The following is a 25,571-nucleotide window of genomic DNA, read 5'->3' on the forward strand; positions in this document are numbered from 1 at the left end:
CGCAGGACGTGCCGTCAGCCCGTCGGCCCCGAGCCGTCGTCGCCGCCGACTCCCGCGTCACCTGCACCTGCACCAGCACCGGCGTCGCCCGCGTCACCGCCACCGGCGCCCGCGTCCCCGGCGCCGGCACCACCCGCACCGGCGTCCCCGAGGGTGGCGCCGACCGCCTCCAGGGCGGTGGTGACCGGCTGGAAGAAGGTCTCGCCGCCGACCGTGCAGTCGCCGCTGCCGCCGGAGGTCAGGCCGACCGCGAGGCCGTCCCGCGTGAACAGGGACCCGCCGCTGTCGCCCGGCTCGGCGCAGACGTCGGTCTGTATGAGGCCGGTGACGGTGCCCTCGGGGTAGTTGACGGTGGCGTCCAGGCCGAGGACCTGACCGTCGGCCAGTCCGGTCGTGCTGCCCATCCGGAAGACCTCCTGGCCGACCGCGGCCTCGGCGGCCCGGCTGATCGGCAGGGTCTGGTCGCCGAGGTTCACCTCGCTCGGGGCCTCGGTCGCCGGGTCGTCGTACTTCACGAGTGCGAAGTCCCCCTCGCCGGGGAAGACGGCCTGGTCGACGGTGGCGACCGGCTGCCCGCCCTGTGCGTCGGACCACTGGTCGGCCGCGACCCCGCAGTGACCTGCCGTCAGGAAGGCGGGCGAGCCGTCGCCCGCGGTGACGTTGAAGCCGAGCGAGCAGCGCGCTCCGCCGCCGAAGATCGCGTCGCCGCCCGAGGCGAAGGTCTTGAAGGTGCCGGCGGACTTCCGCACCGTCGCCATGCCGGAACCGAGGCTCTCCACGGTGGACTCCAGGCGGTCCCACCGGTCGCCGGTGACGGTGCTGTCGGCGGTCACCAGGATCTTGTTGGTGCGCGGGTCGATCGCCCACGAGGTGCCGGGGATGCTCGCCTCGGACTTCAGGGTCCGGGCGCCGCTGCGCAGTTCCCCCATGCTGTTGTCGACCTCGCGGACCTCCGCGCCCGCCTGCTTCGCCCGCGCGACGACCTGGTCGTCCTGGCCGGGGACGACGTTGACGACGAGCCGCTGCGCGCCGGAGTCGTAGTAGGAGCCGGCGAAGGTGTCGCCGAACAGGCCGGCGAGCCGTGTGGCGAGATCCGACGCGTCCGCCGACTTGAGGGTCCTGGGCGCCGCGGCGGCCTCGTCCGAGGAGCCGCCGTCCTGCGAGGCGTTGGCGTTCGGCAGCAGGATCGCGGCCGCGCCGAGCGCGACCACACCGCCCGCCGCCATCGCGGCCCTGCGCTTCGGGATTCGCTTGTGACTCAACCTACTCGACCTCCTGGGACCGGGGTGGGTGTCCGCCGGTCCGGCAGCTGTTGGGGGCGCCTGGACGGCTGTTGGTACGCACGGGCCGGGCGGGGTGTTCAGACGGGCCGCCCGGCCGCACCCCGGCGCGGGCCGTTTCACGCCACCCCTCGACACCCTCCGCGTTCACCCGGCGACGCAGTGTCCCGGCCGCCGAGCGGAATGACCGCTTCAGCGAATCTGCACACCGAATGCCCAACCCGGTCACTCCCGTCGGCGCATCTGCACAAGCCCGCGGCGGCCCCTACGTCTTTGGGGCCGGAGTGTCCCAATCGCCTCCGCGCGGGCAAGGGATCGCGCGGGCCGATCTCGCCCACCGTGTGAAGAAGTCGCCGCGAAGGAGTGCGCGCTCCTGCACGCTTGGGTGCCCGGGCGTCGCAAGTGCGCTGGTGGGAGGGGTGATTGATTGGAAGCCCGGACCGGCCGCGTGCTTTGATCCATCGCACCGCGGGGGCCGCGGAGGGCTCTGGAAACGGGCGCCCGGTGCCCGCGGTCGCGGCCGTCATCTGTCCCCAGAGGGGGCCGCTCCCCCCTTGTGAAAATGGCTATACGAAGGGAAGTTCCCACATGAACTCCACCCCCCAGGTTGAGACCGTCGAGATCTCCGACGCCGACCTCGACAACGTCTCCGGCGGCCTGAACGTGAACGCCGTCGGCACCGTCACCGGCCTGGTGGACGGCATCGCCCCGGTCTCCGGCCTGGTCAACACGGTCGTCGGCACGGTCGAGGGCGCCACCGGCCTGAACACCGCCCCGGTCACGGGCCTGGTCGCCGGTCTCTGATCGCGTCCTTGCGTCGCTGAGTCCCGGAGCCGTCCAGGCTCCGGGACTTTTCGGCCGTTCTCGATCTCCGGCCGTTCCCCGTCTGCGGCCGCTCTCATCAAGCCCTGGATACGTCAGCCGTGCAGTTCCGCCAACAGGCCCTCTCCAAACTCCAGTCACCGGAAGAGCTCGATCTCCCGGTGCGTTTCGCCCGTCCCCAGGGCTGGCTGGTGCTGTCCGTGACCGTCGTCGCGATGGCCGCCGCGTCCGTGTGGGCGGTGGGCGGCTCGGTGACCTCCACCGTTTCCGCGCCCGCCGTCCTCACCCACGGGCAGGGCAGTTACCTGCTCCAGAGCCCCGTCTCCGGGCAGGTCACCGCGGTCCTCGCCCGCCCGGGGCAGCGGCTGGGCGCCGACGCCCCCGTGCTGAAGGTCCGTACCGCCAAGGGCGAGACCGTGGTCCGCACCGTCGACGCCGGCCGGGTCAGCGCGCTCGCGGCGACCGTCGGGCAGATCATCGGTACCGGCGCGAACGTCGCCTCGGTGGAGAAGGTCGCCCACGCCGACGACCCCCTCTACGCCACCGTCTACGTCCCCGCCGAGAACGCCGCCGCCATCCCCGCGCACGCCTCCGTCGACCTGACCGTGCAGTCGGTGCCGACGCAGCAGTACGGCGTGCTGCACGGCGAGGTGAAGTCCGTGGACCGCTCGGCCCAGTCGGCACAGACGATCGGTGCCTTCCTCGGGGACAGCGCGCTCGGCGAGCAGTTCACCGAGGACGGCAGGCCGGTGGCCGTGACGGTGCGGCTGGAGACCTCCACGGCCACGAAGAGCGGCTACGAGTGGTCCTCGGCCGACGGACCGCCGTTCGAACTGACCTCCATGACCCTGGCCTCGGGCTCGATCCGGCTGGCCGACCAGCGTCCCGTCGATTGGCTGCTGCCGTGAGCACCGCACAGGAGACCCGGGGCAGGCGCCGCGCCGCCCCGCCGAGGCGCAGCGTGCCCAAGAGCCGCGCGAAGACCGTCCGCACGCCCACGGTGCTTCAGATGGAGGCCGTGGAGTGCGGTGCCGCCTCCCTCGCCATGGTGCTGGGGCACTACGGCCGCCACGTCCCGCTGGAGGAGCTGCGGATCGCCTGCGGCGTCTCCCGCGACGGCTCCCGGGCGAGCAACCTGCTGAAGGCCGCGCGGAGTTACGGGTTCACCGCCAAGGGCATGCAGATGGACCTGGCCGCGCTCGCCGAGGTGACGGCACCGGCCATCCTCTTCTGGGAGTTCAACCACTACGTCGTCTACGACGGCATGGGCCGCCGGTTCGGGCGGCGCGGGGTGTTCATCAACGACCCGGGCAAGGGCCGCCGTTTCGTGTCCCTGGAGGACTTCGACGGCTCCTTCACCGGTGTGGTGCTGACCATGGAGCCCGGTGACGGCTTCACCCGCGGCGGCCGCAAGCCCGGTGTGCTCGGCGCGATGCCCGCCCGGCTGCGCGGGACCGCGGGCACGCTGCCCGCCGCGGTGCTGGCGAGCCTGCTTCTGGTGGCGGTCGGCGCGGCGGTGCCCGCGCTCAGCCGCACCTACATCGACATGTTTCTCATCGGGGGGCAGACGTCGCTGCTCGGCGTGCTGTTCGCGTCGATGGGGGCCTGTGTCCTGCTCACGGTGGTGCTGACCTGGCTCCAGCAGGCCAACCTGCTGCACGGCCGCATCATCTCCTCCACCCTCTCCAGCGCCCGTTTCCTGCGGCACCTGCTGCGCCTGCCGGTGACCTTCTTCTCCCAGCGCAGCCCCGCCGACCTGGTGCAGCGCCTCCAGTCGAACGACGCGGTCGCCGAGACGCTGGCCCGCGACCTCGCCGCGGCGGGCGTGGACGCGATCGTGGTCGTCCTGTACGCCGTGCTGCTGTACACGTACGACCCGCAGCTCACCTTCGTCGGCGTCGGGGTGGCGCTGCTCAACATCCTCGCGATGCGGGTCGTCATCCGGCTGCGCGCGACCCGTACGGCGAAGCTGCGGGCGGACACCGCGCGGCTGACCAACACCGCGTACACCGGCCTCCAGCTGATCGAGACGATGAAGGCGACCGGCGGCGAGGACGGCTACTTCCGCAAGTGGGCCGGCCAGCACGCCACCACGCTGGAGGAGCAGCAGCGGCTCGGGGTGCCCAGTGCCTGGCTCGGGGTGGTCGCGCCGACGCTGGCGACGCTGAACAGCGGGCTGATCCTGTGGATCGGCGGCATGCGCGCGGTCGAGGGGCACATCTCGGTCGGGCTGCTGGTCGCCTTCCAGGCGCTGGTGGTCCGCTTCACCGCCCCGCTGACCCGGCTGAACGGTGTCGCGGGCCGCATCCAGGACTTCGCGGCCGACGTGGCCCGGCTGAAGGACGTGGAGAACTTCCGGGCGGACCCCCTCTACGACCGTCCCGGCGGCGACTCCACGCGCCGGCTGCACGGTCACGTCGAGTTGCAGAACGTCTCCTTCGGCTACAACCCGCTCGACAAGCCGTTGCTGTCCGGTTTCGACCTGACCGTCGGGCCGGGGCAGCAGGTGGCGCTGGTGGGCGGTTCGGGCAGCGGCAAGTCGACGGTGTCGCGGCTGATCTCGGGCCTGTACGCGCCCTGGGACGGCGTGATCCGCGTCGACGGGCAGCGGCTCGACGACATCCCGCGCGGGGCGCTGGCCTCCTCGGTCTCCTTCGTCGACCAGGACGTGTTCCTGTTCGAGGGGTCGGTGCGCGACAACGTGGCGCTGTGGGACCCGTCGATCCCGGACGACGCCGTGGTGGACGCGCTGAAGGACGCCGCGCTCTACGACGTGGTGATGCGCAGGCCGGGCGGCATCCACAGCCCGGTCGAGCAGGACGGCCGCAACTTCTCCGGCGGGCAGCGCCAGCGCCTGGAGATCGCGCGGGCGCTGGTGCGCCGGCCGAGCATCCTGGTGCTTGACGAGGTGACCAGCGCGCTGGACGCGGAGACCGAGCTGGTGGTCATGGACAACCTGCGCCGGCGCGGCTGCGCCTGCGTGGTGATCGCGCACCGGCTCAGCACCGTGCGGGACAGCGACGAGATCGTCGTCCTGGAGCACGGCACGGTCGTGGAGCGCGGGCGGCACGCGGAGCTGGTGGCACACGGCGGCGCGTACGCGGCGCTGGTCGGGGAGCGGTGAGATGACGACCGTGCGGGAAGGACAGGGCGACCTCGTCCTCGGGGCGCTCGGCGCACTGGGCACCCGTGTCGACTGCGCCGGGTTCAACCGGCTCGACCTGGAGGGGCCGCAGGTGCTGTGGCTCGTGGTGTCCGGCGCGGTGGACCTGTTCGCGGTGGACGCGGCGGAGCAGGGCCACTGGCACCACCTGGGGCGCCTGGAGGCGGGCTCGGTGCTGCTCGGGCCGGTCACCGGGCCGCAGCACACGCTGGTGGCGCGCCCGCTGCGGGACTGCGTCGTGCACCGCATCGGGCTGCGCGAGCTGTACCAGCCGGCGCACACCCAGACGTGGTCGTACGACGCGTACGGCAACCCGCAGTACGTGCCGCCGACGACGAGCCCGCTGGAGTACGCCCTCGCCCTCGGCGTGGGCCGGGGCCTGACCGTCCTCTTCCAGGCGCCGATGGCCGCGGAGCGGGCCGACGCGCCCGCCGACGACGACGTGTTCTGGATGCAGGTGCCGCCCGGCAGCGTGCAGTACGGGGCGGTGTACGGCGAGGAGGCGGCCGCCGACCTGCTGATGGACCCGGCGCTGTGGCAGTCCATGGTCGACCAGCAGTACCGGCTGCTCACCACCCTGGACCGCTGGATCGAGCAGCTGGAGCGCACCCACGAGACCCGTACCGCGGCCGGTATCAAGGCCGGTGAGGCGGTGCGCGCGCAGGCCGACCGGACGCTGCTGGCCTCCATCGGCAAGCGGTCGGCGCAGCGCACGACGGCCGCGGACGCCGACGCCACCCACGCGGCCTGCGCGCTGGTCGCCCGCGCCGCCGGGATCCCGCTGGCCGAGCCGGCCCGCAGCGGCACGGAGAGCGACCGGCTCGACCCCGTGGAACGCATCGCGCTCGCCTCACGCGTCCGCACCAGGTCCGTACGGCTGGAGGACCGCTGGTGGCGCGACGACGTCGGACCGCTGGTCGGGCACCGCACCCTTTCGGGGGCGCCGGTGGCGCTGCTGTGGCGGCGCGGCGGTTATGTGGCCGTCCACCCGGCGACCGGACGTGAGACGCCGGTGGAGAAGGCGAACGCCGGGGAGTTCGAGCCGCGCGCGGTGATGTTCTACCGTCCGCTGCCGGAGCGCCGGCTCAGTCCGCTGCGGCTGCTGCGGTTCTGCCTGACGGGCACGCGCCGGGACCTGACCGGGCTGCTGCTCGCCGGTCTGGTGACGGTGGGTCTCGGCGCGCTGGTGCCGGTCGCGACGGGCAAGGTGCTCGGCGAGTTCGTGCCGAAGGCGCAGACCGGGCTGATCGTGCAGGTGTGTCTCGCGGTGATGCTGAGCAGCGTCGTCGCGGCGGCCTTCATGCTGTTGCAGAACCTGACCATCCTGCGCCTGGAGGGCCGGATCGAGGCGACGCTCCAGCCCGCGGTGTGGGACCGGCTGCTGCGGCTGCCGACCAGGTTCTTCACCGGGCGTTCCACCGGCGAGCTGGCGAGCGCGGCCATGGGCATCAGCGCGATCCGCCGGCTCCTCGCGGGGGTCGGTCCCACGGTGGCCCAGTCGGTGACGGTCGGGGCGGTGAACCTGGTGCTGCTGCTGTGGTTCAGCGTGCCGATGGCGCTCGCGGCGATCGGCATGCTGGTGGTCGTCGCCGGGGTGTTCCTGGGGCTCGGGCTGTGGCAGGTGCGCTGGCAGCGGCGGCTGGTCAAGCTCACCAACAAGCTGAACAACCAGGCGTTCCAGACCCTGCGCGGGCTGCCCAAGCTGCGGGTGGCGGCGGCCGAGAACTACGCCTACGCGGCCTGGGCGGAGCAGTTCGCGCACAGCCGGGAACTCCAGCAGCGGGCGGGGCGGATCAAGAACCTGAACGCGGTCCTCGGCGCGGTGTACCTGCCGCTGTGCACGCTGCTGATGTTCATGCTGCTGGCCGGTCCGGCCCGCGGTTCGATGTCGGCGGCGGAGTTCCTCACCTTCAACGCGTCGGCGACGATGCTGCTGACGTCGGTCACCCAGCTGACCGGGGCGTTCGTTTCGGGGGTGGCGGCGCTGCCGCTGTTCGAGGAGATCAGGCCGGTCCTGGACGCCACGCCCGAGGTGCGGACGGCGAGCACCCGGCCGGGGCCGCTGTCGGGGGCGATCGAGGCGCGCCGGCTGTCGTTCCGGTACACGGACGACGGTCCGCTGGTCCTGGACGACGTCTCCTTCGACGTGCGCCCCGGCGAGTTCGTCGCGGTCGTCGGCCCCAGCGGCTGCGGCAAGTCCACGCTGCTGCGCCTGCTGATCGGCTTCGACCGGCCGCTGTCGGGCAGTGTCCTGTACGACGGTCAGGACCTGGCCGCGCTGGACCAGTCGGCGGTGCGCCGGCAGTGCGGGGTGGTGCTCCAGCACGCGCAGCCGTTCACCGGCTCGATCCTGGACGTCATCTGCGGCACCGAGCCGTACACGCCGGAGGAGGCGATGGCGGCGGCCGGGATGGCGGGACTCTCGGAGGACATCGAGCGGATGCCGATGGGCCTGCACACCATCGTGTCGGGCAGCGGCGCGGTCTCCGGGGGCCAGCGGCAGCGGCTGATGATCGCGCAGGCGCTGATCCGCCGGCCGCGCATCCTCTTCTTCGACGAGGCGACCAGCGCGCTGGACAACGAGACGCAGCGCACGGTGATCGAGTCCACCAAGGCGCTGAACGCCACCCGCGTGGTGATCGCGCACCGGCTGTCCACGGTGCTGGACGCCGACCGCGTGATCGTGATGGAGGACGGCAGGGTCGCCCAGCAGGGCCCGCCGGCCGAGTTGCTCGCGGACACGGGCGGCCGGCTGCACGAGCTGGTGCGGCGGCAGCTGGCCTGATCGGCGCTCGAATGGGTACCTGTTGCCCTCATGCGTACCAGCGTGGTGGATGTGGGGTCGAACACGGTCCGGCTCATGGTGGCGGACGCCGAGGGCGGCGTTCCGCTGCCGGTGCACACCGCGAAGTGGCGGCTGCGGCTGTCGGAGCAGGTCCGGCCGGGCGGACCGGTCCCCGAGGAGGCCGTGGAGCGGCTCGTCGAGGCGGTCGCCGACGCGAGCCGGACCGCCGACCGGTGGGGGGCGTCGGGCCCGCTGGCCTTCGCGACCGCGGTGGTGCGCGCCGCGCCGAACCGGCGTGAGGTGCTGCGCACCGTCCACGCCCGCACCGGCGTGGCGCTGTGCACCCTGCCGGGCGAGGTGGAGGCGGAGCTGACGTTCCTCGGGGCCCGGCGCTGGATGGGCTGGCGGGCGGGACCGCTCGCGCTGCTGGACATCGGCGGCGGCTCGCTCGAGGTCGCGTTCGGGCGTGGCCGGCTGCCCGGCTTCGTGGCCTCGCTGCCGCTGGGGGCGGCCCGGCTGACCCACGAGTTCCTGGCCGGCGGCCGGGACCCGGCGTCGTCGGACCAGGTCAGGGCGTTGCGTCGCAGGGTCCGCCACCAGCTGCGGGACGTGGCGGCGCGGATCCGCTGGGAGGGGCCGCGGACCGCCGTGGCCACCTCGCGGACCTTCCAGCAGCTGGGCCGGCTGTGCGGTGCCCCGCCCGGCCGGCACGGGCCGTTCACGGAGCGGCGGATGCTCTGCTCGGACCTCGGGGAGGCGGTCGGCAGGCTGGCCGCGCTGTCCGCCGCCGAGCGGGCCCGGCTGCCCGGCATCTCGGCACCGCGCTCCGCGCAGAGTCTGGCCGGCGCCGTCGTGGGGCACACGGCGATGAAGCTGACCGGTCTGGAGTCGGTGACGCTGTGCCCGTGGGCGATCCGGGAGGGCATCCTGCTGCGCCACATCGAGGACGGCCCGTCCTGGTGGGCGGAGACGGTCCGCCACAGCGACGAGGCCGCGGCCCCGGCACCGGTGCCGCTGCGCCTGGCGTCGGCGTCGCACTGAACCGACCGGGCACGCGTACCGCACGAACCGCACCACCCGCAGGAAACGCACGACGAGAAGCGAGAAGGAGGACCCCGTGTCCAGGAACGGCGAGCACGACCGCAAGCAGCCCGAGACCGCCGTCGAGGAGGTGCTGCGCGAGATCGAGGAGTCCAGGCCCCGCGACGCGGAGTCGGACGAGGGCGGGCACCGGGGCGAGGCGGGCGACGCCACGTCTCCGAACACCGGCGCCCAGAAGGACGCCGAAGGCGAGTGACGCGCCGCTCCGCGCGGGCCGGGTGCCGCGGCGTTGTCCGGGTACTCGCGGCGCATGGAGTACGACCGTGAAGGACCACAGCTGCCGACGCCCCGGGGACCGGTCTCCGAGGCCGTCGGCGCCCGGCTGCGCGGGACGGGCCCGCTGCCGGCCCCCGAGACCGTCGCCGTCGCGTCGGTGTACGGCGACGACCTCCAGCTCGCCCTGTACCAGTGCTACGAGCTGCACTACCGGGGATTCGCGGGCGTCCGCCCCGACCTCGAGTGGGACCCGGAGCTGCTGGGCGTCCGGGCCGCGCTGGAGCGGCGCTTCCTGGCCGCCCTGCGGGCCGACACCCCCGTCCACGCGAGCGTGGCGGACGCGGTCGGGGCACTGCTCGTCGAACCCGTCCACGGTGAGGGTGTCAGCCACTTCCTGCGGGACGAGGGCGAGTTGTGGCAGCTGCGCGAGTACGCGGCCCAGCGCTCCCTGTACCACCTCAAGGAGGCCGACCCGCACGCCTGGGTGCTGCCGCGGCTGTGGGGCCGCTCGAAGGCGGCGATGGCGGCGGTGGAGTTCGACGAGTACGGCGGCGGCCGCGCCGACCGGGTGCACGCCCGCCTGTTCGCCGGCCTGATGAGCGATCTGGGCCTGGACACGACGTACGGGGCCCATCTCGACGCCGCCTCGGCCCAGTGCCTGGCCACGGTGAACATGATGTCCCTGTTCGGTCTGCACCGGTCCCTGCGCGGCGCGCTGGTGGGGCATTTCGCGGCGGTGGAGATCACCTCGTCGCCCGGTTCCCGACGGCTCGCCGAGGCGATGCGCCGCACCGGTGCCGGACCGGCCGCCGAGTACTTCTACGACGAGCACGTGGAGGCCGACGCGGTGCACGAGCAGATCGTGCGGCACGAGGTGATCGACGGGCTGCTGGAGCAGGAACCGCAGCTGGCGGCGGACGTCGTGTTCGGCATCGACGCCACCGGGCACCTCGAGGACCGCTTCGGCGCCCGGCTGCTGGCCGACTGGAGGGCGGGGCGGTCGTCGCTGCGCACGCCGCTGCCGGCCGCACCGCCCCCGCGTGCGGGAAGTGCTCATATCTCGTGACGACCGGGGTACCTGGGGTCCGTGAATTTCATGGTGCTACCGGGCGTGTACGCCCCTCAGGAGGACACCGCCCTGCTGGCCGGGGCGCTGTCCGACGAGCCGCTCCCACCGGGCGCGGCCGTGCTCGACGTGGGCACCGGCACGGGCGCCCTCGCCGTGGCGGCGGCGCTGCGGGGCGGCCGGGTGACCGCGGTGGACGTGTCGTGGCGCGCGGTGTGCGCCGCGCGGCTCAACGCCGCCAGGGCCGGGCTGCGGATCCGCGTCCGGCACGGCAACCTCTTCACGCCCGTACGCGGTGAGTCGTTCGACCTGGTGCTGGCCAACCCGCCGTATGTCCCGGCGCCCGCCGGCGGCCACCCGCCGCACGGCGCCGCCCGGGCCTGGGACGCGGGTCACGACGGCCGCATGATCCTGGACCGGATCTGCCTGGAGGTGCCCCGGCTGCTGCGCCCCGGGGGTGTGCTGCTGCTCGTGCAGTCGGCGCTCAGCGATCCCGCGAGGACCGAGGCGCTGCTGCGCGAGGCGGGCCTGAAGGCCGCGGTGACCCGGCGCCGTCGGATCGCGTTCGGTCCCGTGGTGCGCGGCCGGGAGCGCTGGCTGCGGCAGCGCGGGCTGCTGCCCCGGGCCGCGTACGAGGAGGAGCTGGTGGTCGTCCGTGCCGAACTCCCCGTCTGACCCGCCGCGTCCCTCCGACCCGCAGCGCCCGTCCGACCCGCAGCGCCCGTCCGACCTGCCGCCCCCGTCCGACCCGCCGCGCGTTTCCGGGGCCCCGCGCCGGATCAAGGTCCAGCGCCGGGGGCCGCTCCTGGTGGAAGGGCCGGTGGAGGTGGAGCTGGAGGACGGGACGACGGTGTCCTCCGACCGCTTCCGGGTCGCGCTGTGCACCTGCCGCCGCAGCCGGCGCTTCCCCTGGTGCGACACCAGCCACCGCGCCCGGTCGTCCGGGGCGGATGACGGGCCGGCCACCAAGGAGTGACCGGCCCGGTGTTCGGGAGGACGGCGGACGGCCCCACTCCGTCCGCCGTCCCCGGTGCGGGCCCGCGGGACCCGTACGGCGTCCGCTCGCACTCCCCAGTGGCGAGCGGCCGGTCACTCCGCACGGTCCCGGCGGTCCCGGTCCCTCAGAACGTGAAGACGCTCGCGCTGCCCGCGTTCTTCACGCACTCGTTGGCGAAGGTGCGTTCGTAGGAGAGGCGCCGGCCCTGCCAGACCCCGTCGACGGTGACGACCACGGGGGCGTACTCCCGGGTGCACATCACCGACTCCTCGGCGGCCAGGGCGCCCGGGTCGCCGTGCGCGGCGCGCAGCTCGGCGCAGGCCGCGTCGGCCGCCGGGTGGGTGCCGGAGGCGGTCGGGGCACAGGTCAGGGTGACCGCGCGCAGGGGTGCGGCGGTGGCAGCGCTCTCTCCGTGCCCCACGGTCAGCACCAGGGCCGAGGGGGCGTAGAGCGACGCGGGGGCGGTGGCCGGGGAGGCGAGAGAAGCCCCGGCGAGGGGCCCGCAGACGGCGGTGGCCGTCAGGCCCAGAGTCGCTGCCCAGCGCGCGGTGTTCCGCATTGTGTGCATCCTTCCGCTCGTTTCGAGGGTGGTGCCGGTCCGGCTCGGTCGGTGCCGGGAACGGCGAGCGCGAGTCTGCCGAGTCCGGCACCGAAACTCATCTCGACCCCATGGGTTTCGGTAACCTTGGGTATTCAATCAGTGGCGTGAAGTTACGGAGTTAGAACGTTCCAAGTCCGGAACTGGGCGTTTCTTGATCGATTATTGAGAACAGAACTGGCCGAATGGCGTGATCCATACGTTCGCCAATAGGCCGGAAACACCCCCGAAACAGGCCCGCCGACCCTGACGGCCACCCCCGGATACCCACGGGTATGGTGCCCGCAGCGCGAGCTCGACGACGAGAGGCGGACGTGGGATGCCGAAGCACTGGGCGGACTTCCAGTACGAGATCTACCTGAACGGCATGACGGGCGCGGTTCCGCGGCTGCCCACCGACCTGACCCGGCTGGAGGAGCTCACCGAACGGCGCCTGGGCCCCGGCCCGTTCGGGTACGTCGCGGGCAGCGCGGGGGACGGCAGCACCGCCCGCGCCAACCGGGCGGCGCTGGCCAGGCGCCGGATCGTCCCGCGCATGCTGCGGGACGTGCACGAGCGTGACCTGCGCGTCGAGGTGCTGGGCCGCGCTCTGCCCGCACCGCTGGCGCTGGCGCCGGTCGGCGTCCTGTCGATCATGCATCCGGACGCGGAGTCCGCCGCCGCCCGGGCCGCCGCCTCGCAGGGTGTCCCCTACATCCTGTCCTCCGCCTCCAGCACACCCATGGAGCAGGTCGCCGAGGCGATGGGCGACGCCGAGCGCTGGTTCCAGCTGTACTGGCCGAGGGACCGCGAGGTGGCCCGCAGTTTCCTGGACCGCGCCCGGGCGGCCGGGTACACGGCGCTGTTCGTCACGCTGGACACACCCCTGCTGTCGTGGCGCCCGCGCGACCTCGACCAGGCGTACCTGCCGTTCCTGCACGGGGTGGGCACCGCCAACTACTTCTCCGACCCCGCGTTCCAGGCCGGTCTGGCCAAGCCCGTGCACGAGGACCCGAACGCGGCCGTGATGCATTTCGTCGGCATGTTCTCGGATCCCGCCAAGTCCTGGCCCGACCTGGCCTTCCTGCGGGAGAACTGGGACGGTCCGATCGTCCTCAAGGGCGTCCTGCACCCCGACGACGCGCGACTCGCCGCCGACGCCGGGATGGACGGTGTGGTGGTGTCCAATCACGGCGGCCGTCAGGTGGCCGGTTCCGTCGCGGCGGCCGACGCCCTGCCTCGGGTGGTGGACGCAGTCGGCGACCGGCTGACGGTGCTGTTCGACAGCGGTGTCCGCACCGGCGACGACGTCTTCAAGGCCCTGGCGCTCGGCGCGCGTGCGGTGCTGCTGGGCCGTCCCTACGCCTACGGGCTCGGTCTGGACGGTCAGGCCGGCGTGGAGCACGTGATCCGCTGCCTGCTCGCCGAACTCGACCTCACCCTGGCCCTGTCCGGGCACGCCTCACCGGCCACGCCGGGGCGCGCCGACCTCGCCGAGGACCCGGTGTGAGGGGACGGCGGCGGCGCCGTCCCCCCGGAAGGTGCGGGTTCCCTCAGCCGCCGGACAGGTCCACGGCTCGCGCGCCCGGGGCGTCGGTGCGGGCGATCGACAGGGAGCCCTCGGCCTCCGGCACCGGCTCGGCGCGCCAGCGCTGGTCGTCGGAACCGTCGTGCACCTTGACGACGATGTCGGCGTCCGGGGCACGGGTGGTGGTGGCGAGCGCGAGCATCTTCTGCCCGCGGGGCACCAGTTCCCCCTGCTCGGTGCGGTCGTAGCGCACGTCGTCGCCCCGCCCGGTGCCCTTGTCGGCGCAGGTACCGAGGATGACGACGCCGGCGTCCGCCCGCGAGTCCAGACACAGCCCGGGATCGGCGACGCTGCGCAGCAGCCCGTCGTCCTCGTGGGTCCACTGCTGGGTCCACGCCTCGGAGCACCCGGCCAGCCGGGCACCCGCCCCGACCCTGGGCTCGCCCCGTACGTCGAGGCAGAGACCGGCGGCGACGTTGCGCAGCCGGGTGCGGTCGGCGGACGTGGGCAGGCCGGCCGCGCCGGGCGGTTTCGGACGGCTCGTCGCGGACGTCTCGCCGTCGACGGCGCTGGTGGAGGCGGCCGGATCGGCGCCACCGCCGTCGTAGGACCACACGCTCACCACCAGCACGATGGCGAGCACTCCGGCGGAGGCGGCGCCGACCTGCCTGAGCACCGACCGGCCCGAGCGCGGCGGGCCCGGCCTCCTGCGCACGGGAACGGGGATCCGGGCCAGCAGCCCGGGGCGTGAGCCGCGGTGCCGGGCGGCGCCCTTGGCCAGTGCGCCCAGCGTCGCACGCGCCGGACGCGAGTCGAGATAGCGCCGGGCGCCCCAGCCGAGCACGGCCTCGGCGATCAGGGTGCCCAACTCCCTCTCGAAGTGACCGAGTTGGTCAGCCGCGTGCCGGCAGTGACGGCAGTCCGCCAGATGCTTGCGGACGTCCGGCAGCAGGGCACCGCCCCGACGGATCGGAACATCGAGCAGCCGGCCCTGGAAGCGGCACTCCTGACTCGGCGCGAGCTGCCGGTGGGCGTCCAGACAACCTTCGCGGAATTTCTCACGCGCTTGTTCGAGAGTGGCCGACGCGGTGTCGGTGTCCATGCCGAGCAGACCGGCCGGGACGGTTATGGACTCCCCTTCGACTTCCGTGTGCCACAGCAAACAACGGGCCGGTCCGGGAAGAGAGGCGAATGCCCGGGCGGCCAGCGTGCGGTTTTCCGGAGTCAGCGACTTCGCGGCCCGCATACCGCGCCCGCCCGCGGGTTTGAGCAGCTGCGGCAGCACCGCGGATATCGCGTCGTCCGCGGACCACTGGCGGACCGTGTCACGCACGGCCACCAGCAGGCGCGGGCGCAGCGCGGTGGCCGGTTCGCCCTGGGCGAGACGGGCCAGCACCCGCTGCCAGGCGGCGGCCGTGACCATGGCGGTGACCTCGGCCGACGTGGCGAGACAGATGGTCGCGTAGTCGTGCGCGGGCTGCCAGTGGCGGGCCATCAGCAGCGCGGCGATCCGGGCGGCCTCGCTCTGCGGACCGTCCCGGAGCCGTGCGGCCAACAACTCGTCGGACTCCCCGTGGTCCCCGCCGGAGGGCGGTTGGACGGGCCGGGGAGGGTGGGGGGTGGGCACTGAGATGTTTCCTTCCCACGCGCAGGTGACTCAGAAGTTCGGAGCGCCGAAAAGGACCCACGGATTGGTGTGTACCTCTTGGGCAGCGCACGGGAGGCGTGAATTCGCCATGGCGAAATCGGACCCGGCCCGTCAAAGCGCGTGCGAGACCCGGCCTTTACCCCCCGCACGGGTGCTTCACTCTCGCACAAACCACTCATGGTCAACAAGGCGACCGGGCAACCTCGGCCGCCTTTGAAAGAAGGTCAGAATCCACGGCACGGCAAGAGGGCCGCACCGGCTTTCCGCATTCTCTCGGGCGGAAGCGGTGCGGCCCTCGACGGGGACGGCGGCGGAGTCAGGCGGTCGGGCGGTCAGCCGGTGAGGCGGTCAGCCCTGGTCCGCCACGAAGGAGGCCATCCGGGCCAGTGCGGCGTTCCAGTTGATGGTGTGCTCGTTGGTCGACCAGGACTGGATGTCGTCGATGAAGCAGAACTGACCGACGCAGCCCTGGAGTTTGCTCTGCGCGTAGGGGTCCTGGATGCTCGAGTTCGGACCGCCGGACAGGGTGCCGTCGGGCGGCGCGGGCAGGGTGGGATCGAGCTGGTGGGCGTACCAGCGGCTGTGCTGGTTGTGTGCGTTGGCCTCGCCGTATCCGGTGACGTACGACATGTTCAGCGCGTTGCGGCCGAGGATGTAGTCCATGCTCTGGACGGCGCCGTCACGGTACTTGGAGCCGCCGGTGATGTCGTAGGCGGTGGCGATGACGACCGCGTTGTTGAGGACCTGGTGGCTGGAGCCCCAGTCGTAGACGTTGCCGTCGGGGGCGTAGGGCATGCCGTAGGGGTGGGCCCTCAGCGTGGCCAGGTAGCCGTCGGCGCCCTGGACGACGGAGCGGCGGACCTTGTCCCGGCCGGGGAGCCGGCTGGGGACGGTCGCCAGGTCGAGGCGGGCGGCGGCCGCGGTGCGCGCCCAGTCGAAGCCGATCGGGCCGAAGATGTCGGCGGTGTGGACCGGGGAGTTCAGCACGTACTCCTTGAAGTCCCGCTCCCCCGTCGTCAGGTACAGCTCGGCCGCGGCCCAGTAGAACTCGTCGGCGACCTCGTTGTCCGGGTAGGCGCCGCCGCCGATGCCGTCGCTCTCGTCGGCGAGCAGGTCCGGGTGGGCGAGCGCCGCCTTCCACGCGGTCCGGGCCGCGTCGAGCGCCTTGGCGGCGAACTCCCGGTCGTAGGGGCGGTACAGACGGGCGGCCTGCGCGGCCGTCGCGGCCAGGTTGAGGGTGGCCGCGGTGGTCGGCGGGTGCAGCTCGCGCTTCTGCGGGTCGTCGCTCGGCAGCAGCGGCAGCCCGGTCCACTGCTCGTCGTGGATCTTGTGGTGCGCCATCCCGGCCAGCGGCTGCCCGTCCGGCACCTGCATCTTCAGCAGGAAGTCCAGCTCCCAGCGGGCCTCGTCGAGGATGTCCGGCACCCTGTTGCCGCTCTCGGGGATGTCGAGCGAACCGTCGCCCAGCTTGCGCGGCTCCCCGGTGCGGGCGTGCAGTGAGCGCTCGTAGGTGCTCAGCAGCTCCCAGGTGGAGATGCCGCCGTTGACGACGTACTTGCCGTGGTCGCCGGCGTCGTACCAGCCGCCGGAGACGTCGAGGGTGTAGTCGCACACGCCGGGCTGGCAGGGCACCTCGGTGTCGCCCTGGTTGGGTGCCGTGCCCACGTGTCCGGCGGGGCGGCCGTAGCCCGGGCGGAGTTCGTCGCTGATGGCGACGCCGCTGCGCTGGGTGTAGTAGTACTTCGCCGAGTCCAGGCGCAGCCGTTCGTAGGCGGCCGTGCCGATGTCGAACGGGCGGCTGGTCTCGCCGTCGGCGACCAGTGTGTAGCCCTCGCCGCGCTTCTTGTAGCGGCCGAAGTCGATCGAGTGGACGTTCTGCCCGGAGGAGGCGTCGACGCCGCGCGGCCTGCTCCAGCCGTGGGCGACGACCCGTCCGCCGTCGTTCTTCAGCTGCCAGCGCAGGCGCGACGTCGCGTCGGTGACGAGGGTGGCGTTCTTCGGCCCCGACGGCAGGTAGGCGACCTGGTTCACCCGCACCCGCGGCCCGGTGTCCGGCACGTACGGCTCCGGTGCCACGCCGCCCAGCAGGGACACGTCGTCCACGCAGAACCGCCAGGCGTCGGGCGTGCCGCCGAGCTGGAAGCCGACCTGGCCCTGAGCGGTGTCGACGGGCGAGGTGAAGGTGTACGAGTAGGTGTTGCCGGACACGCTCAGCTGCGGGCTGATCTCGTAGTACGTGTCGTACGGGGACACCGACAGGCCGACGATCGCCCGGACCACGTGGTCGGCGGGCGTACCGGTGGCTGTGAAGGAGAACTTGTACGACTCCCCCGCCACCAGGGTGACGTCGTTCTGGCCGAGGGCCGCGTCCCAGCGGTTGGCGGTGCCGCCGGGTGCGTCGGCGCACAGCCGGCCGTCGGTCACGGCGGCGGTGACGTTGCTGCTCGTCCACCAGGAGTCCGTGCCGTTGTCGAAGGTGCCGTTCCTGACCTGCTCGGTCTCCTCGGCGCCGGCCGGGGCGGCGGGCAGCGCGGTGACGGCCGCCGCCAGCAGGGCCGTCAGGGAGACGAGCGCGGTTCTGCGTCTTTTCACGTCCGGGCTCCTCGGGGGAGGTGGCGCTCACTCGAAAATGGGAGCGCTCCCAAATGCGGTCGCAGGCCATGCTTGTGGCAGACATGACATGCCGTCAACGGTCCGGACGGGACCGGTTTTCCCGACCGGTTCCCGACCGGTTCCCGTCCGGACCGTGGTAGGGCGGTTCAGGCGGCGGGTGCCTCCAGGCGGCTGACCCGGACCGCTCCCCGCGCCTCGCCGGGGTGACTGCTGGTCAGCGTGAGGCGGATCCGGGACCCGCGCAGCGGACGGAAGCCGATGACCGTGGGCGCGTCGGAGGCGGTGGCCCACTCGGTCCGCACGTCCGTGGCCGCACGCCAGGCACGGCCGTCCCAGACGGCGACCTCGACGGCCTTGGGCAGGCTGTGCCCGTCGTCCACGGTGAAGGAGACCTCGACCCGGTCGTAGGAGCGCGTGCGCCCGTGGTCGACCGAGATCCAGTCCTCGGCGCGCGCGCCGTCGAAGGCGGGCAGCAGCGCGGTGGCCGCCTTGTGGAAGCCGTTGGACCAGCCGGTGGCCGGGTCGCCGTCCAGCACGGCGGCGGGCAGGGTGTCCGGCCGGCCGGAGTAACTCGCGTCCGCGTACGGGTGGTCCACGGGCGCCGGGTGCCCGGGGCGGAACTCCGGCGCGGGTGTGGTCGCCCGGTCCCCGGCCCGGCGGGCGCGCACCGTCGCCGTGTCCATGCGCAGCCCGTCCGCACGCGCCGTCACCCGTACCGTGCCCGGCCGGGTGCCCGACCTGACGATGGCGAGCGCCTTGCCGTGGAAGGCGGTGCGGGTACGGGACTGGTAGCGCTCGGCGCTCTCCTGGCGGCCGTTGTCGAGTCCGGCGAGCGAGCCGCCCGCCACGTCGAAGGAGATCAGGTGCTCGGCGCCGGGCACCACCACTCCGTGCCGGTCGACCACCTCGGCGGTCACGAAGACCAGGGAGCGCCCGTCGGCGTCGACGGACTCCCGGTCCGGGGTGAGGCGCAGGGCGTGCGGCGCCCGGGCGGTGCGCAGGACGTCGGTGGCGACCGTCCTGCCGCCGCGCCGGGCGACGGCCTTCAGCTCGCCCGCCTCGAAGGGCACCCTCCAGGTCAGGTGCAGCTTGCCCGCGCTGCCGTTGGGGCTGGTGTAACTGCCGGGGTAGGGGCCGTCGGTGAAGGTCTTGTCGTCGCCGGTGGGCTCGGTGGTCTCCAGGTACGCCCGGCCGTCGACGGTCTTCTTGCGGTCGAAGCGCCGGGTGCCGAGGGACCTGCCGTTCAGGTACAGCTCCACGGTGTCGACGTTGCTGTAGGCCCAGACCTCGACGGTGTCGCCCTCGCGGTGGTTCCACGTCGTCGGCAGCAGGTGGACCATGGGTTCGTCCGTCCACTGGCTGCGGAACAGGTGGTACATGTCCTTCGGGAAGCCGGCCGTGTCGACCGCTCCGAAGAAGGACGCCTTGACCGGGAAGACGTCGTACGGCGTGGGCTCCCCGATGTAGTCGATGCCGGACCACAGGAACTGCCCGGCGAACCACCTGCGGTCCCGGTCCTTCTTGTGGCCGTACTCGCCGCTCATCGTCCAGGAGGCGAGGTTGTTGTCGTAGGAGGAGGTGGCCCGCCCGCCCGGGGTGTGGTTCTCGCCGGTGTTCAGGTGCTCCGGCTCCTGGTAGGTGCCGCGCGTGGAGGTCTCGGAGGACGACTCGGACTCGAAGAGGAACAGGTGCGGGTAGGCCGCGTGCAGGTCGTCCACCGACTTGGCGGTGTTGTAGTTGAGGCCGAGCCCGTCCAGCTTGGCCAGCATCAGGTCGGCCGCGGAGCCCTTGGCGGGCAGCCGGCGGTACTTGTCGGAGCCGATGACCAGGGGGCGGGTGGCGTCGGCGGCGCGGATGGCGTCGATGATCCGGTCGGCCATGGCGAGTCCGGCGGTGGCGGTGGAGTCGGGTACCTCGTTGCCGATGGACCACATGACGACGGCGGGCGAGTTGCGGGCCGCGAGCACCATCTCGGTGGCGTCCCGCTCGCACCACTCGTCGAAGAACCGGCCGTAGTCGTAGCGGTTCTTGCCGGTGCGCCAGCAGTCGAAGGCCTCGACCAGCATGATGATGCCCAGCTCCTCGCAGATCTCGATCATCTCGGGCGAGGGCGGGTTGTGGGAGGTGCGGAAGGCGTTGACGCCCATCGACTTCATGAGGGTCATCTGGCGGCGGATCGCGTCGGCGCTGACGGCGGCGCCGAGCGCGCCGAGGTCGTGGTGCAGGTCGACGCCCTTGATCTTGGCGTACCTGCCGTTGAGGTGGAAGCCCTCGTCGGGGTCGACGTGGAAGGTGCGGATGCCGAACGGGGTGCGGCAGGTGTCCACGGTCCGGCCGCCGACGCGCAGTTCGGTGTGCAGGGTGTAGCGGTGCGGGCTCGCGAAGTCCCACCGCCGCGGGTGCCGGACGGTGAGTTCGTGGGTCTCGGTGGCGGTGCCGGCGACGTCCGCCGTGGAGGCGGTGCGGGCCACGGTGCGGCCGTCGGCGTCCTCGACCGTCGAGCGGATCTCGATCTCGCGCGCGGTGCCCGAGGCGTTCGCCACCGACGTCTCCACCCGGACGACCGCGCTGTCCTCGCCCACCCGGGGCGTGGTGACGTAGGTGCCCCAGCGCGCTACGTGCACCGGTTCGGTGACGACGAGGCGGGCCTCGCGGTAGATGCCGCTGCCGGAGTACCAGCGGCTGCTGGGCAGCCGGTTGCGCACCTGGACCGCGAGGACGTTCTCGGTGCGGCCGTCGGTGTGCACCAGGTCGGTGAGGTCGAGGGCGAAACCGGTGTAGCCGTAGGGGTGGTGGCCCACCTCCGTGCCGTTGCAGTGGATGCGGGCGTCCATGTACACGCCGTCGAACTCGACCGAGATCCGCTTCCCCGTGAGCGCCCGCGGCAGCGTGAAGGCGAGGCGGTACCAGCCGAGGCCGCCCGGCAGGAAACCGGTGCCGCTGGTGGTGCCGTGCTCGGTGGTGGGCGTCTGCTCGATGCTCCAGTCGTGCGGGACGGCGACCTCGCGCCACGCCGAGTCGTCGTGGGCGGGATCGGCGGCGTCCGTGGTGTCCTCGGCCGCGCCGTCGGGGTCGATCAGCCGGAAGCGCCAGCCGTCGCGCAGGGCGACGGTGCTGCGGCCCGCGGCGCCGCCGGTGGCGTCCGAGGCCCACGCCGAGGGCGCGGCGAACGCCATTCCGGCCGCGGGCGTGGCGGCGGAGGCGATCAGAACCGATCTACGCGTGACCGTCATGACGGGTCTCCCTCATCTCTCCCCCATCCGAAAAAATCAGAAGCACTCACAAGCAATCGTGAACAAACAGATTCTGACGTCGGGCCATACGCGCCCGTCAAGGGCACGGAAAGCACTTTCTGCCGTGCGCCGCCCGGTCGTTCCGGTGACGGGCGCGGCGGCCGGGCTCTGTGGGCCCGGTGGGTTCGGGTCCGCGCGGGACGCGAACCCACTAGGCTGGGAAGCAGGTGACGCGCTGATCACTGTGGGTGTGCGCAATGGAGTGGCGACGATGAGTCCGGTCAACCCGTTCGACGATGCCGCCACGGCCCGCGCCGTCGTCGACGGCTCCGGCACCCTGCGCGAGTGGAACGAGGGCGCCCGTCTGCTGCTCGGCCACCCGGCCGCCGAGGTCGTCGGGCGGCCCGCCGCCGACCTGCTCGCGGACGACCGCGACGGCACACCTCCCGGGAGCGACGACGACCAGTGGAGCGGCACCCTGGCGCTGCGGCACCGCGACGGGCACACCGTGTCCGTGTGGGTGCTCGCGCACCGCCGGTCGGCCGCGGACGGCGTCCCCGCCGCGTGGCTCGCCGTCACCCCGCTGGAATCCGGTCCCCGGCCGGAGGACGACCCGCTGGTCAGAGCCGCCCTCACCCAGTCGCCCTGCGCCATGATGATCTTCGACGACCGGCTCCTGCTGCGCGGGGTCAACGACGCCATGGCACGCCTGATGGGACTGCCGCCCGACCGCGTGCGCGGGCTGCGGGCCACCGACTTCGGCGACCGGCCGCAGAACGCGGAGCTGGAACGGCGGATGCGGCGCGTGCTCGAAACCGGCCGCCGCCACGACATGCAGACCCGCCTCAAGGCGGTCGGCGAGAGCCGTGCCCACGCGTGGCATGCGCGGATCGCACCGCTCACCGACGCCGACGGCCGGGTGTGCGGCGTGTGTGTGAGCGCCCACGACTTCACGGAGCAGCACCGCGCCCGGGAGCGGCTGCAACTGGTCAACGAGGCCAGTGTGCGCATCGGCACCACCCTCGACGTCACCCGGACGGCGCAGGAGCTGGCGGACGTGTGCGTGCCCGCGCTCGCCGACTTCGTCAGCGTCGACCTGCTGGACCCGTGGGAGCACGGCGGTGAACCGGCCGCCGTGGTCGAGCCACCGGTCGGCCTGCGCCGCACGGCGCACCAGTCGGTCACGGCGGAGTGCCCCCAGACGGTGGCCGAGACCGGGCGGCTGGACGTCTACCCGGCCGGCTCGCCCCAGGCCGAGTGCCTGCTCTCGGGGCAGGCGATCGTGGCCTCGGTGGCCTACGGCGACCTCGAGCGCTGGCTCCAGTGGGACCCCGTCCGTCTGCGCCGGGTGGAGGAGTACGGCATCCACTCCACGATGTCGGTGCCGCTCCAGGCCCGCGGCACCACCCTCGGCGTCGCGGTCTTCACCCGCTTCCGGCGTCCCGACCCGTTCACGCACGACGACGTGCTGCTGGCCGAGGAGGTCAGCGCCCGCGCCGCCGTCTGCATCGACAACGCCCGCCGCTACTCGCGGGAGCGCGAGGCCACCCTGACCCTCCAGCGCAGCCTGCTGCCCCGGTGGCTGCCGCCCACGGCCGCGGTGCAGGCGGCCTCCCGCTATCTTCCGGCGGCCCGCTCGGGCGTCGGCGGCGACTGGTTCGACGTCATCCCGCTGTCCGGGATGCGGGTCGCCATGGTCGCCGGGGACGTCGTGGGGCACGGCATCCCGGCCTCGGCCACCATGGGCCGGCTGCGCACCGCCGTGCGCACCCTCGCCGACATCGACCTGACGCCCGACGAGTTGCTCACCCACCTCGACGACCTGGTGGTGCGCCTGTCCGAGGAGTCCGGCGACGACCGGGCGGGCGAGGTCGGCGCGACGTGTCTGTACGTGGTGTACGACCCGGTGTCGCGGCACTGCTCCATGGCCCGGGCCGGGCACCCGGCGCCCGTGCTGATCCCGCCGGACGGGCCGCCCGAGCTGGTCGCACTGCCCTCCGGGCCACCGCTGGGCGTGGGCGGGCTGCCGTTCGAGTCGGCCGAGATGGAGCTGCGCGAGGGCAGCGTGCTGGCGCTCTACACCGACGGCCTGGTCGAGAGCCGGGACCGGGCCACCGACGCCGGCCAGGCGCTGCTGCGCGAGGCGCTGGCCGCCCCCGCCGACTCCCTGGACGCCGCCTGCGACCGCGTACTGCACACCCTCCTCCCCTCGGGCGACGCCGCCGACGACGTGGCCCTGCTGCTGGCCCGGACCCGGGGACTGCCCGCCGGGCAGGTCGCCACCTGGGACATCCCCGCCGATCCGGCACTGGTCGCACCGGTGCGCAAGCAGGTCCTCGACCGGCTTTCCGACTGGAACCTGCTGGAGGCGACGTTCACCGCCGAGCTGGTCGTCAGCGAGCTGGTCACCAACGCCATCCGGTACGGCTCCCCGCCGATCCGGCTCCGGCTGATCCACGACACGGCCACGCTGATCTGCGAGGTCTCCGACACCAGCCACACCGCTCCGCACCTGCGCCGGGCCAGGACCTGGGACGAGGGCGGGCGCGGTCTGCTCCTCGTGGCCCAGCTCACCCAGCGCTGGGGCAGCCGGCACACGACCGAGGGCAAGACGATCTGGGCGGAACTGGGACTGCTCGACGACGCGGAATGAGCCGGGGCCGCCCCGCTCCGGTGCCCCGCTCCGTCCCCGCGTGTGCCCCCTCGTTTCCCGCACCGCGGGACGGGACACTCGACAGGACGGAGCACACGGTGCCGTCCTCCGAGGGGCCGGGTGCGAGAACCTGACGGGAGTGTGGAGAAGCGATGGCTGACACGTCCCAGCCGGTCCGCCGGACGGCCCTGCTCGTGAGCGGGGTCGCACTGCTCGGTCTGGTGACCGCCTGCGGCAGCGAGAGCGCCACGTCGAGCGGAACACCGGAGCCCAGCAGGGCCGCCCCCCACAGCAGCAGCGCGGACCCGGGCCGTGGCACCGCGACGCCCGGCGACACCGCCCCGGCGGTCGGCGCCGCGCCCAGTGACACCGCGGGCTCGGCCTCCGCCTCCGCGCGCACCGACGGCCGCTGCCACACCTCCGAACTGCGGGCCGCCGTCGGCCGCGTGGACCCGGGGGCCGGTCAGCGCAACTTCCCGGTGGTGCTGACCAACACCTCGGAGCGCACCTGCACGGTGTACGGCTATCCGGGCGCCGCCTTCGTGGACGCGTCCGGCCAGCAGCTCGGACCCGACCCCGAGCGCGCGCCGGGCTCCCCTCTGACGGTCACGCTGACGCCGGGCGAGAGCGCGTGGGCCGGCCTGTCCTTCTCCAGCCCGCAGATCAGCGGCGCCCGTACGGCCACTCCGGCGGCGCTGCTCGTCACCCCGCCGGACGAGCGCGAGCCCCTCAAGGTGAAGTGGACGGCCGGTGAGGTCCCGGTCGGCGGGAACGAGTCGTCGGTGTCCGTCACCGCCCTGGAGGCGGGCACCGGTCCCTGAGACGCCGGTCCCTGAGACGCCGGTCCCCGAGGCACGGGTGCCCGACCGTCCCGGTCCCGTGCTCAGTGACCGGCGATCGGGTGCGGCGCGTAGGGCCGCTCCAGTTCCTCGGTCTCCTTCTCGGTGAGCGTCAGTTCCACCGCCGCCACGGCGTCCTCGAGGTGGCCCGGCCTGGAGGCGCCGACGATGGGCGCGGTCACCGTGTCCCGGTGCAGCAGCCAGGCCAGGGCCACCCGGGCGCGCGGGACGCCGCGTTCACCGGCGATGCGGGTGACGGCCTCCACCACGGCACGGTCGCCCTCCTGGTAGAGGGTGCTGCCGAAGGTGTCGGTGGCACTGCGGCCGGTGGCGGTGTCCCAGTCGCGGGTGAGGCGGCCGCGGGCCAGCGGACTCCAGGGCAGCACGCCGACGCCCTGGTCCGCGCAGAGGGGCAGCATCTCGCGCTCCTCCTCGCGGTAGACGAGGTTGTAGTGGTTCTGCATGGACACGAACTTCGTCCAGCCGTGCCGCTCGGCGGTGTACTGCATCTTGGAGAACTGCCAGGCGTACATCGAACTCGCCCCGATGTAGCGGACCTTGCCCGCCTTCACCAGGTCGTGCAGGGCCTCCATGGTCTCCTCGACCGGGGTGTGCGGGTCGAAGCGGTGGATCTGGTAAAGGTCGACGTAGTCGGTGCCCAGGCGTCGCAGGCTGTGCTCGATCTCGGTCGTGATCGCCTTGCGGGACAGTCCGGCGCCGTTCGGACCGGGCCGCATCCGGCCGTTCACCTTGGTCGCGAGCACGATGTCGTCGCGGCGGGCGAAGTCGGCGAGGGCCTTGCCGACGATCTCCTCGCTGGTGCCGTCGGAGTAGACGTTGGCCGTGTCGAAGAAGGTGATGCCGGCCTCCAGCGCCTGCCGGATCAGCGGGCGCGAGGCCTCTTCGTCGAGGGTCCACTCGTGCGTGCCGCGGTCGGGAACGCCGTAGGTCATGCAGCCCAGGCAGATCCGCGAGACGTCCAGGCCCGTCGAACCGAGCTTCACGTACTGCATCGTTGCCGCTCCTGTCTTCGCCGGTCATCGTTACCAG

Annotated in this window: 18 protein-coding genes; 12 read left to right on the plus strand and 6 right to left on the minus strand. The window is 73.0% G+C overall.

What is annotated here, in order from left to right:
- Positions 1–14 precede the first annotated feature (14 nt).
- Positions 15–1,262, minus strand: coding sequence for a S1 family peptidase (locus tag OHA99_RS02070; RefSeq protein WP_405693655.1), 1,248 nt, complete (start codon positions 1,260–1,262; stop codon positions 15–17).
- A gap of 606 nt (positions 1,263–1,868) precedes the next feature.
- On the opposite strand from OHA99_RS02070, the gene OHA99_RS02075 reads away from it, so the two are divergent.
- From OHA99_RS02075 to OHA99_RS02115, 9 genes are all read left to right on the plus strand, one after another.
- Positions 1,869–2,084 carry a hypothetical protein gene (locus OHA99_RS02075; protein WP_007389398.1) on the plus strand — a complete coding sequence of 72 codons (216 nt, stop codon included), beginning with the start codon at positions 1,869–1,871 and terminating at the stop codon, positions 2,082–2,084.
- Positions 2,085–2,203: 119 nt separating this feature from the next.
- Positions 2,204–3,010, plus strand: a complete 807-nt coding sequence (locus OHA99_RS02080; protein ID WP_405693657.1) for an HlyD family efflux transporter periplasmic adaptor subunit — start codon at positions 2,204–2,206, stop codon at positions 3,008–3,010.
- Positions 3,007–5,226 (plus strand): NHLP family bacteriocin export ABC transporter peptidase/permease/ATPase subunit, encoded by a 2,220-nt coding sequence (locus tag OHA99_RS02085; protein ID WP_164381122.1) that lies wholly within the window; start codon positions 3,007–3,009, stop codon positions 5,224–5,226. The genes OHA99_RS02080 and OHA99_RS02085 overlap by 4 nt, the downstream gene beginning before the upstream one ends.
- Before the next feature lies 1 nt (position 5,227).
- Entirely contained in the window at positions 5,228–8,050 is a 2,823-nt protein-coding gene (locus OHA99_RS02090; RefSeq protein WP_381587980.1) for an NHLP bacteriocin export ABC transporter permease/ATPase subunit, read from the plus strand.
- 30 nt (positions 8,051–8,080) lie between these two features.
- Entirely contained in the window at positions 8,081–9,091 is a 1,011-nt protein-coding gene (locus tag OHA99_RS02095) for a Ppx/GppA family phosphatase (RefSeq protein WP_405693659.1), read from the plus strand.
- Positions 9,092–9,167: 76 nt separating this feature from the next.
- Complete coding sequence (locus OHA99_RS02100; protein ID WP_153176450.1) at positions 9,168–9,347, plus strand: hypothetical protein; 180 nt, start codon at positions 9,168–9,170, stop codon at positions 9,345–9,347.
- Between the two features lie 54 nt (positions 9,348–9,401).
- The gene (locus OHA99_RS02105; RefSeq protein ID WP_405693661.1) at positions 9,402–10,433 is read left to right on the plus strand and encodes an iron-containing redox enzyme family protein; all 1,032 of its coding nucleotides are present in this window, start codon (positions 9,402–9,404) and stop codon (positions 10,431–10,433) included.
- 30 nt (positions 10,434–10,463) lie between these two features.
- Complete coding sequence (locus OHA99_RS02110; protein WP_205616621.1) at positions 10,464–11,108, plus strand: HemK2/MTQ2 family protein methyltransferase; 645 nt, start codon at positions 10,464–10,466, stop codon at positions 11,106–11,108.
- A gap of 55 nt (positions 11,109–11,163) precedes the next feature.
- Positions 11,164–11,409, plus strand: coding sequence for a CDGSH iron-sulfur domain-containing protein (locus OHA99_RS02115; protein ID WP_405698877.1), 246 nt, complete (start codon positions 11,164–11,166; stop codon positions 11,407–11,409).
- Positions 11,410–11,554: 145 nt separating this feature from the next.
- Here the strand turns inward: OHA99_RS02115 and OHA99_RS02120 are convergent, their stop codons facing one another.
- The gene (locus OHA99_RS02120) at positions 11,555–11,989 is read right to left on the minus strand and encodes a protease inhibitor (RefSeq protein ID WP_164381129.1); all 435 of its coding nucleotides are present in this window, start codon (positions 11,987–11,989) and stop codon (positions 11,555–11,557) included.
- Positions 11,990–12,347: 358 nt separating this feature from the next.
- Between OHA99_RS02120 and OHA99_RS02125 the strand changes: the two genes are divergently transcribed.
- Positions 12,348–13,517, plus strand: coding sequence for a lactate 2-monooxygenase (locus tag OHA99_RS02125; RefSeq protein ID WP_405693664.1), 1,170 nt, complete (start codon positions 12,348–12,350; stop codon positions 13,515–13,517).
- Between the two features lie 43 nt (positions 13,518–13,560).
- On the opposite strand, the gene OHA99_RS02130 is transcribed toward OHA99_RS02125, so the two are convergent.
- The 3 genes from OHA99_RS02130 to OHA99_RS02140 all read right to left on the minus strand — a co-directional run bounded on the left by OHA99_RS02130 (position 13,561) and on the right by OHA99_RS02140 (position 21,029).
- The gene (locus OHA99_RS02130; protein WP_153176455.1) at positions 13,561–15,162 is read right to left on the minus strand and encodes an RICIN domain-containing protein; all 1,602 of its coding nucleotides are present in this window, start codon (positions 15,160–15,162) and stop codon (positions 13,561–13,563) included.
- Positions 15,163–15,531: 369 nt separating this feature from the next.
- Positions 15,532–17,775, minus strand: a complete 2,244-nt coding sequence (locus OHA99_RS02135) for a cellulase (RefSeq protein ID WP_153176456.1) — start codon at positions 17,773–17,775, stop codon at positions 15,532–15,534.
- Positions 17,776–17,942: 167 nt separating this feature from the next.
- Positions 17,943–21,029, minus strand: coding sequence for a glycoside hydrolase family 2 TIM barrel-domain containing protein (locus tag OHA99_RS02140; RefSeq protein WP_405693666.1), 3,087 nt, complete (start codon positions 21,027–21,029; stop codon positions 17,943–17,945).
- 271 nt (positions 21,030–21,300) lie between these two features.
- Here OHA99_RS02140 and OHA99_RS02145 point away from each other — a divergent pair, with 271 nt between their 5' ends.
- Positions 21,301–23,682, plus strand: a complete 2,382-nt coding sequence (locus tag OHA99_RS02145; RefSeq protein ID WP_405693668.1) for a SpoIIE family protein phosphatase — start codon at positions 21,301–21,303, stop codon at positions 23,680–23,682.
- Positions 23,683–23,834: 152 nt separating this feature from the next.
- A complete protein-coding gene (locus OHA99_RS02150; RefSeq protein WP_405693669.1) occupies positions 23,835–24,503 on the plus strand; it encodes a DUF4232 domain-containing protein in 669 nt (222 codons plus the stop codon).
- A 62-nt stretch (positions 24,504–24,565) separates the two neighbouring features.
- Here OHA99_RS02150 and OHA99_RS02155 read toward each other — a convergent pair whose 3' ends face one another.
- Positions 24,566–25,534, minus strand: coding sequence for an aldo/keto reductase (locus tag OHA99_RS02155; RefSeq protein WP_153176460.1), 969 nt, complete (start codon positions 25,532–25,534; stop codon positions 24,566–24,568).
- Positions 25,535–25,571: the final 37 nt, after the last annotated feature.

It is taken from the genome of Streptomyces coelicoflavus (assembly GCF_045041415.1).
Lineage (GTDB): Bacteria > Actinomycetota > Actinomycetes > Streptomycetales > Streptomycetaceae > Streptomyces > Streptomyces coelicoflavus.

Bases quoted from the DNA above. Each gene is read 5' to 3' on its own strand.
- OHA99_RS02075 (WP_007389398.1), top strand. From the start codon at position 1,869: ATGAACTCCACCCCCCAGGTTGAGACCGTCGAGATCTCCGACGCCGAC.
- OHA99_RS02090 (WP_381587980.1), top strand. From the start codon at position 5,228: ATGACGACCGTGCGGGAAGGACAGGGCGACCTCGTCCTCGGGGCGCTC.
- OHA99_RS02095 (WP_405693659.1), top strand. From the start codon at position 8,081: ATGCGTACCAGCGTGGTGGATGTGGGGTCGAACACGGTCCGGCTCATG.
- OHA99_RS02105 (WP_405693661.1), top strand. From the start codon at position 9,402: ATGGAGTACGACCGTGAAGGACCACAGCTGCCGACGCCCCGGGGACCG.
- OHA99_RS02110 (WP_205616621.1), top strand. From the start codon at position 10,464: ATGGTGCTACCGGGCGTGTACGCCCCTCAGGAGGACACCGCCCTGCTG.
- OHA99_RS02120 (WP_164381129.1), bottom strand. From the start codon at position 11,989: ATGCGGAACACCGCGCGCTGGGCAGCGACTCTGGGCCTGACGGCCACC.
- OHA99_RS02125 (WP_405693664.1), top strand. From the start codon at position 12,348: ATGCCGAAGCACTGGGCGGACTTCCAGTACGAGATCTACCTGAACGGC.
- OHA99_RS02140 (WP_405693666.1), bottom strand. From the start codon at position 21,029: ATGACGGTCACGCGTAGATCGGTTCTGATCGCCTCCGCCGCCACGCCC.
- OHA99_RS02145 (WP_405693668.1), top strand. From the start codon at position 21,301: ATGAGTCCGGTCAACCCGTTCGACGATGCCGCCACGGCCCGCGCCGTC.
- OHA99_RS02150 (WP_405693669.1), top strand. From the start codon at position 23,835: ATGGCTGACACGTCCCAGCCGGTCCGCCGGACGGCCCTGCTCGTGAGC.
- OHA99_RS02155 (WP_153176460.1), bottom strand. From the start codon at position 25,534: ATGCAGTACGTGAAGCTCGGTTCGACGGGCCTGGACGTCTCGCGGATC.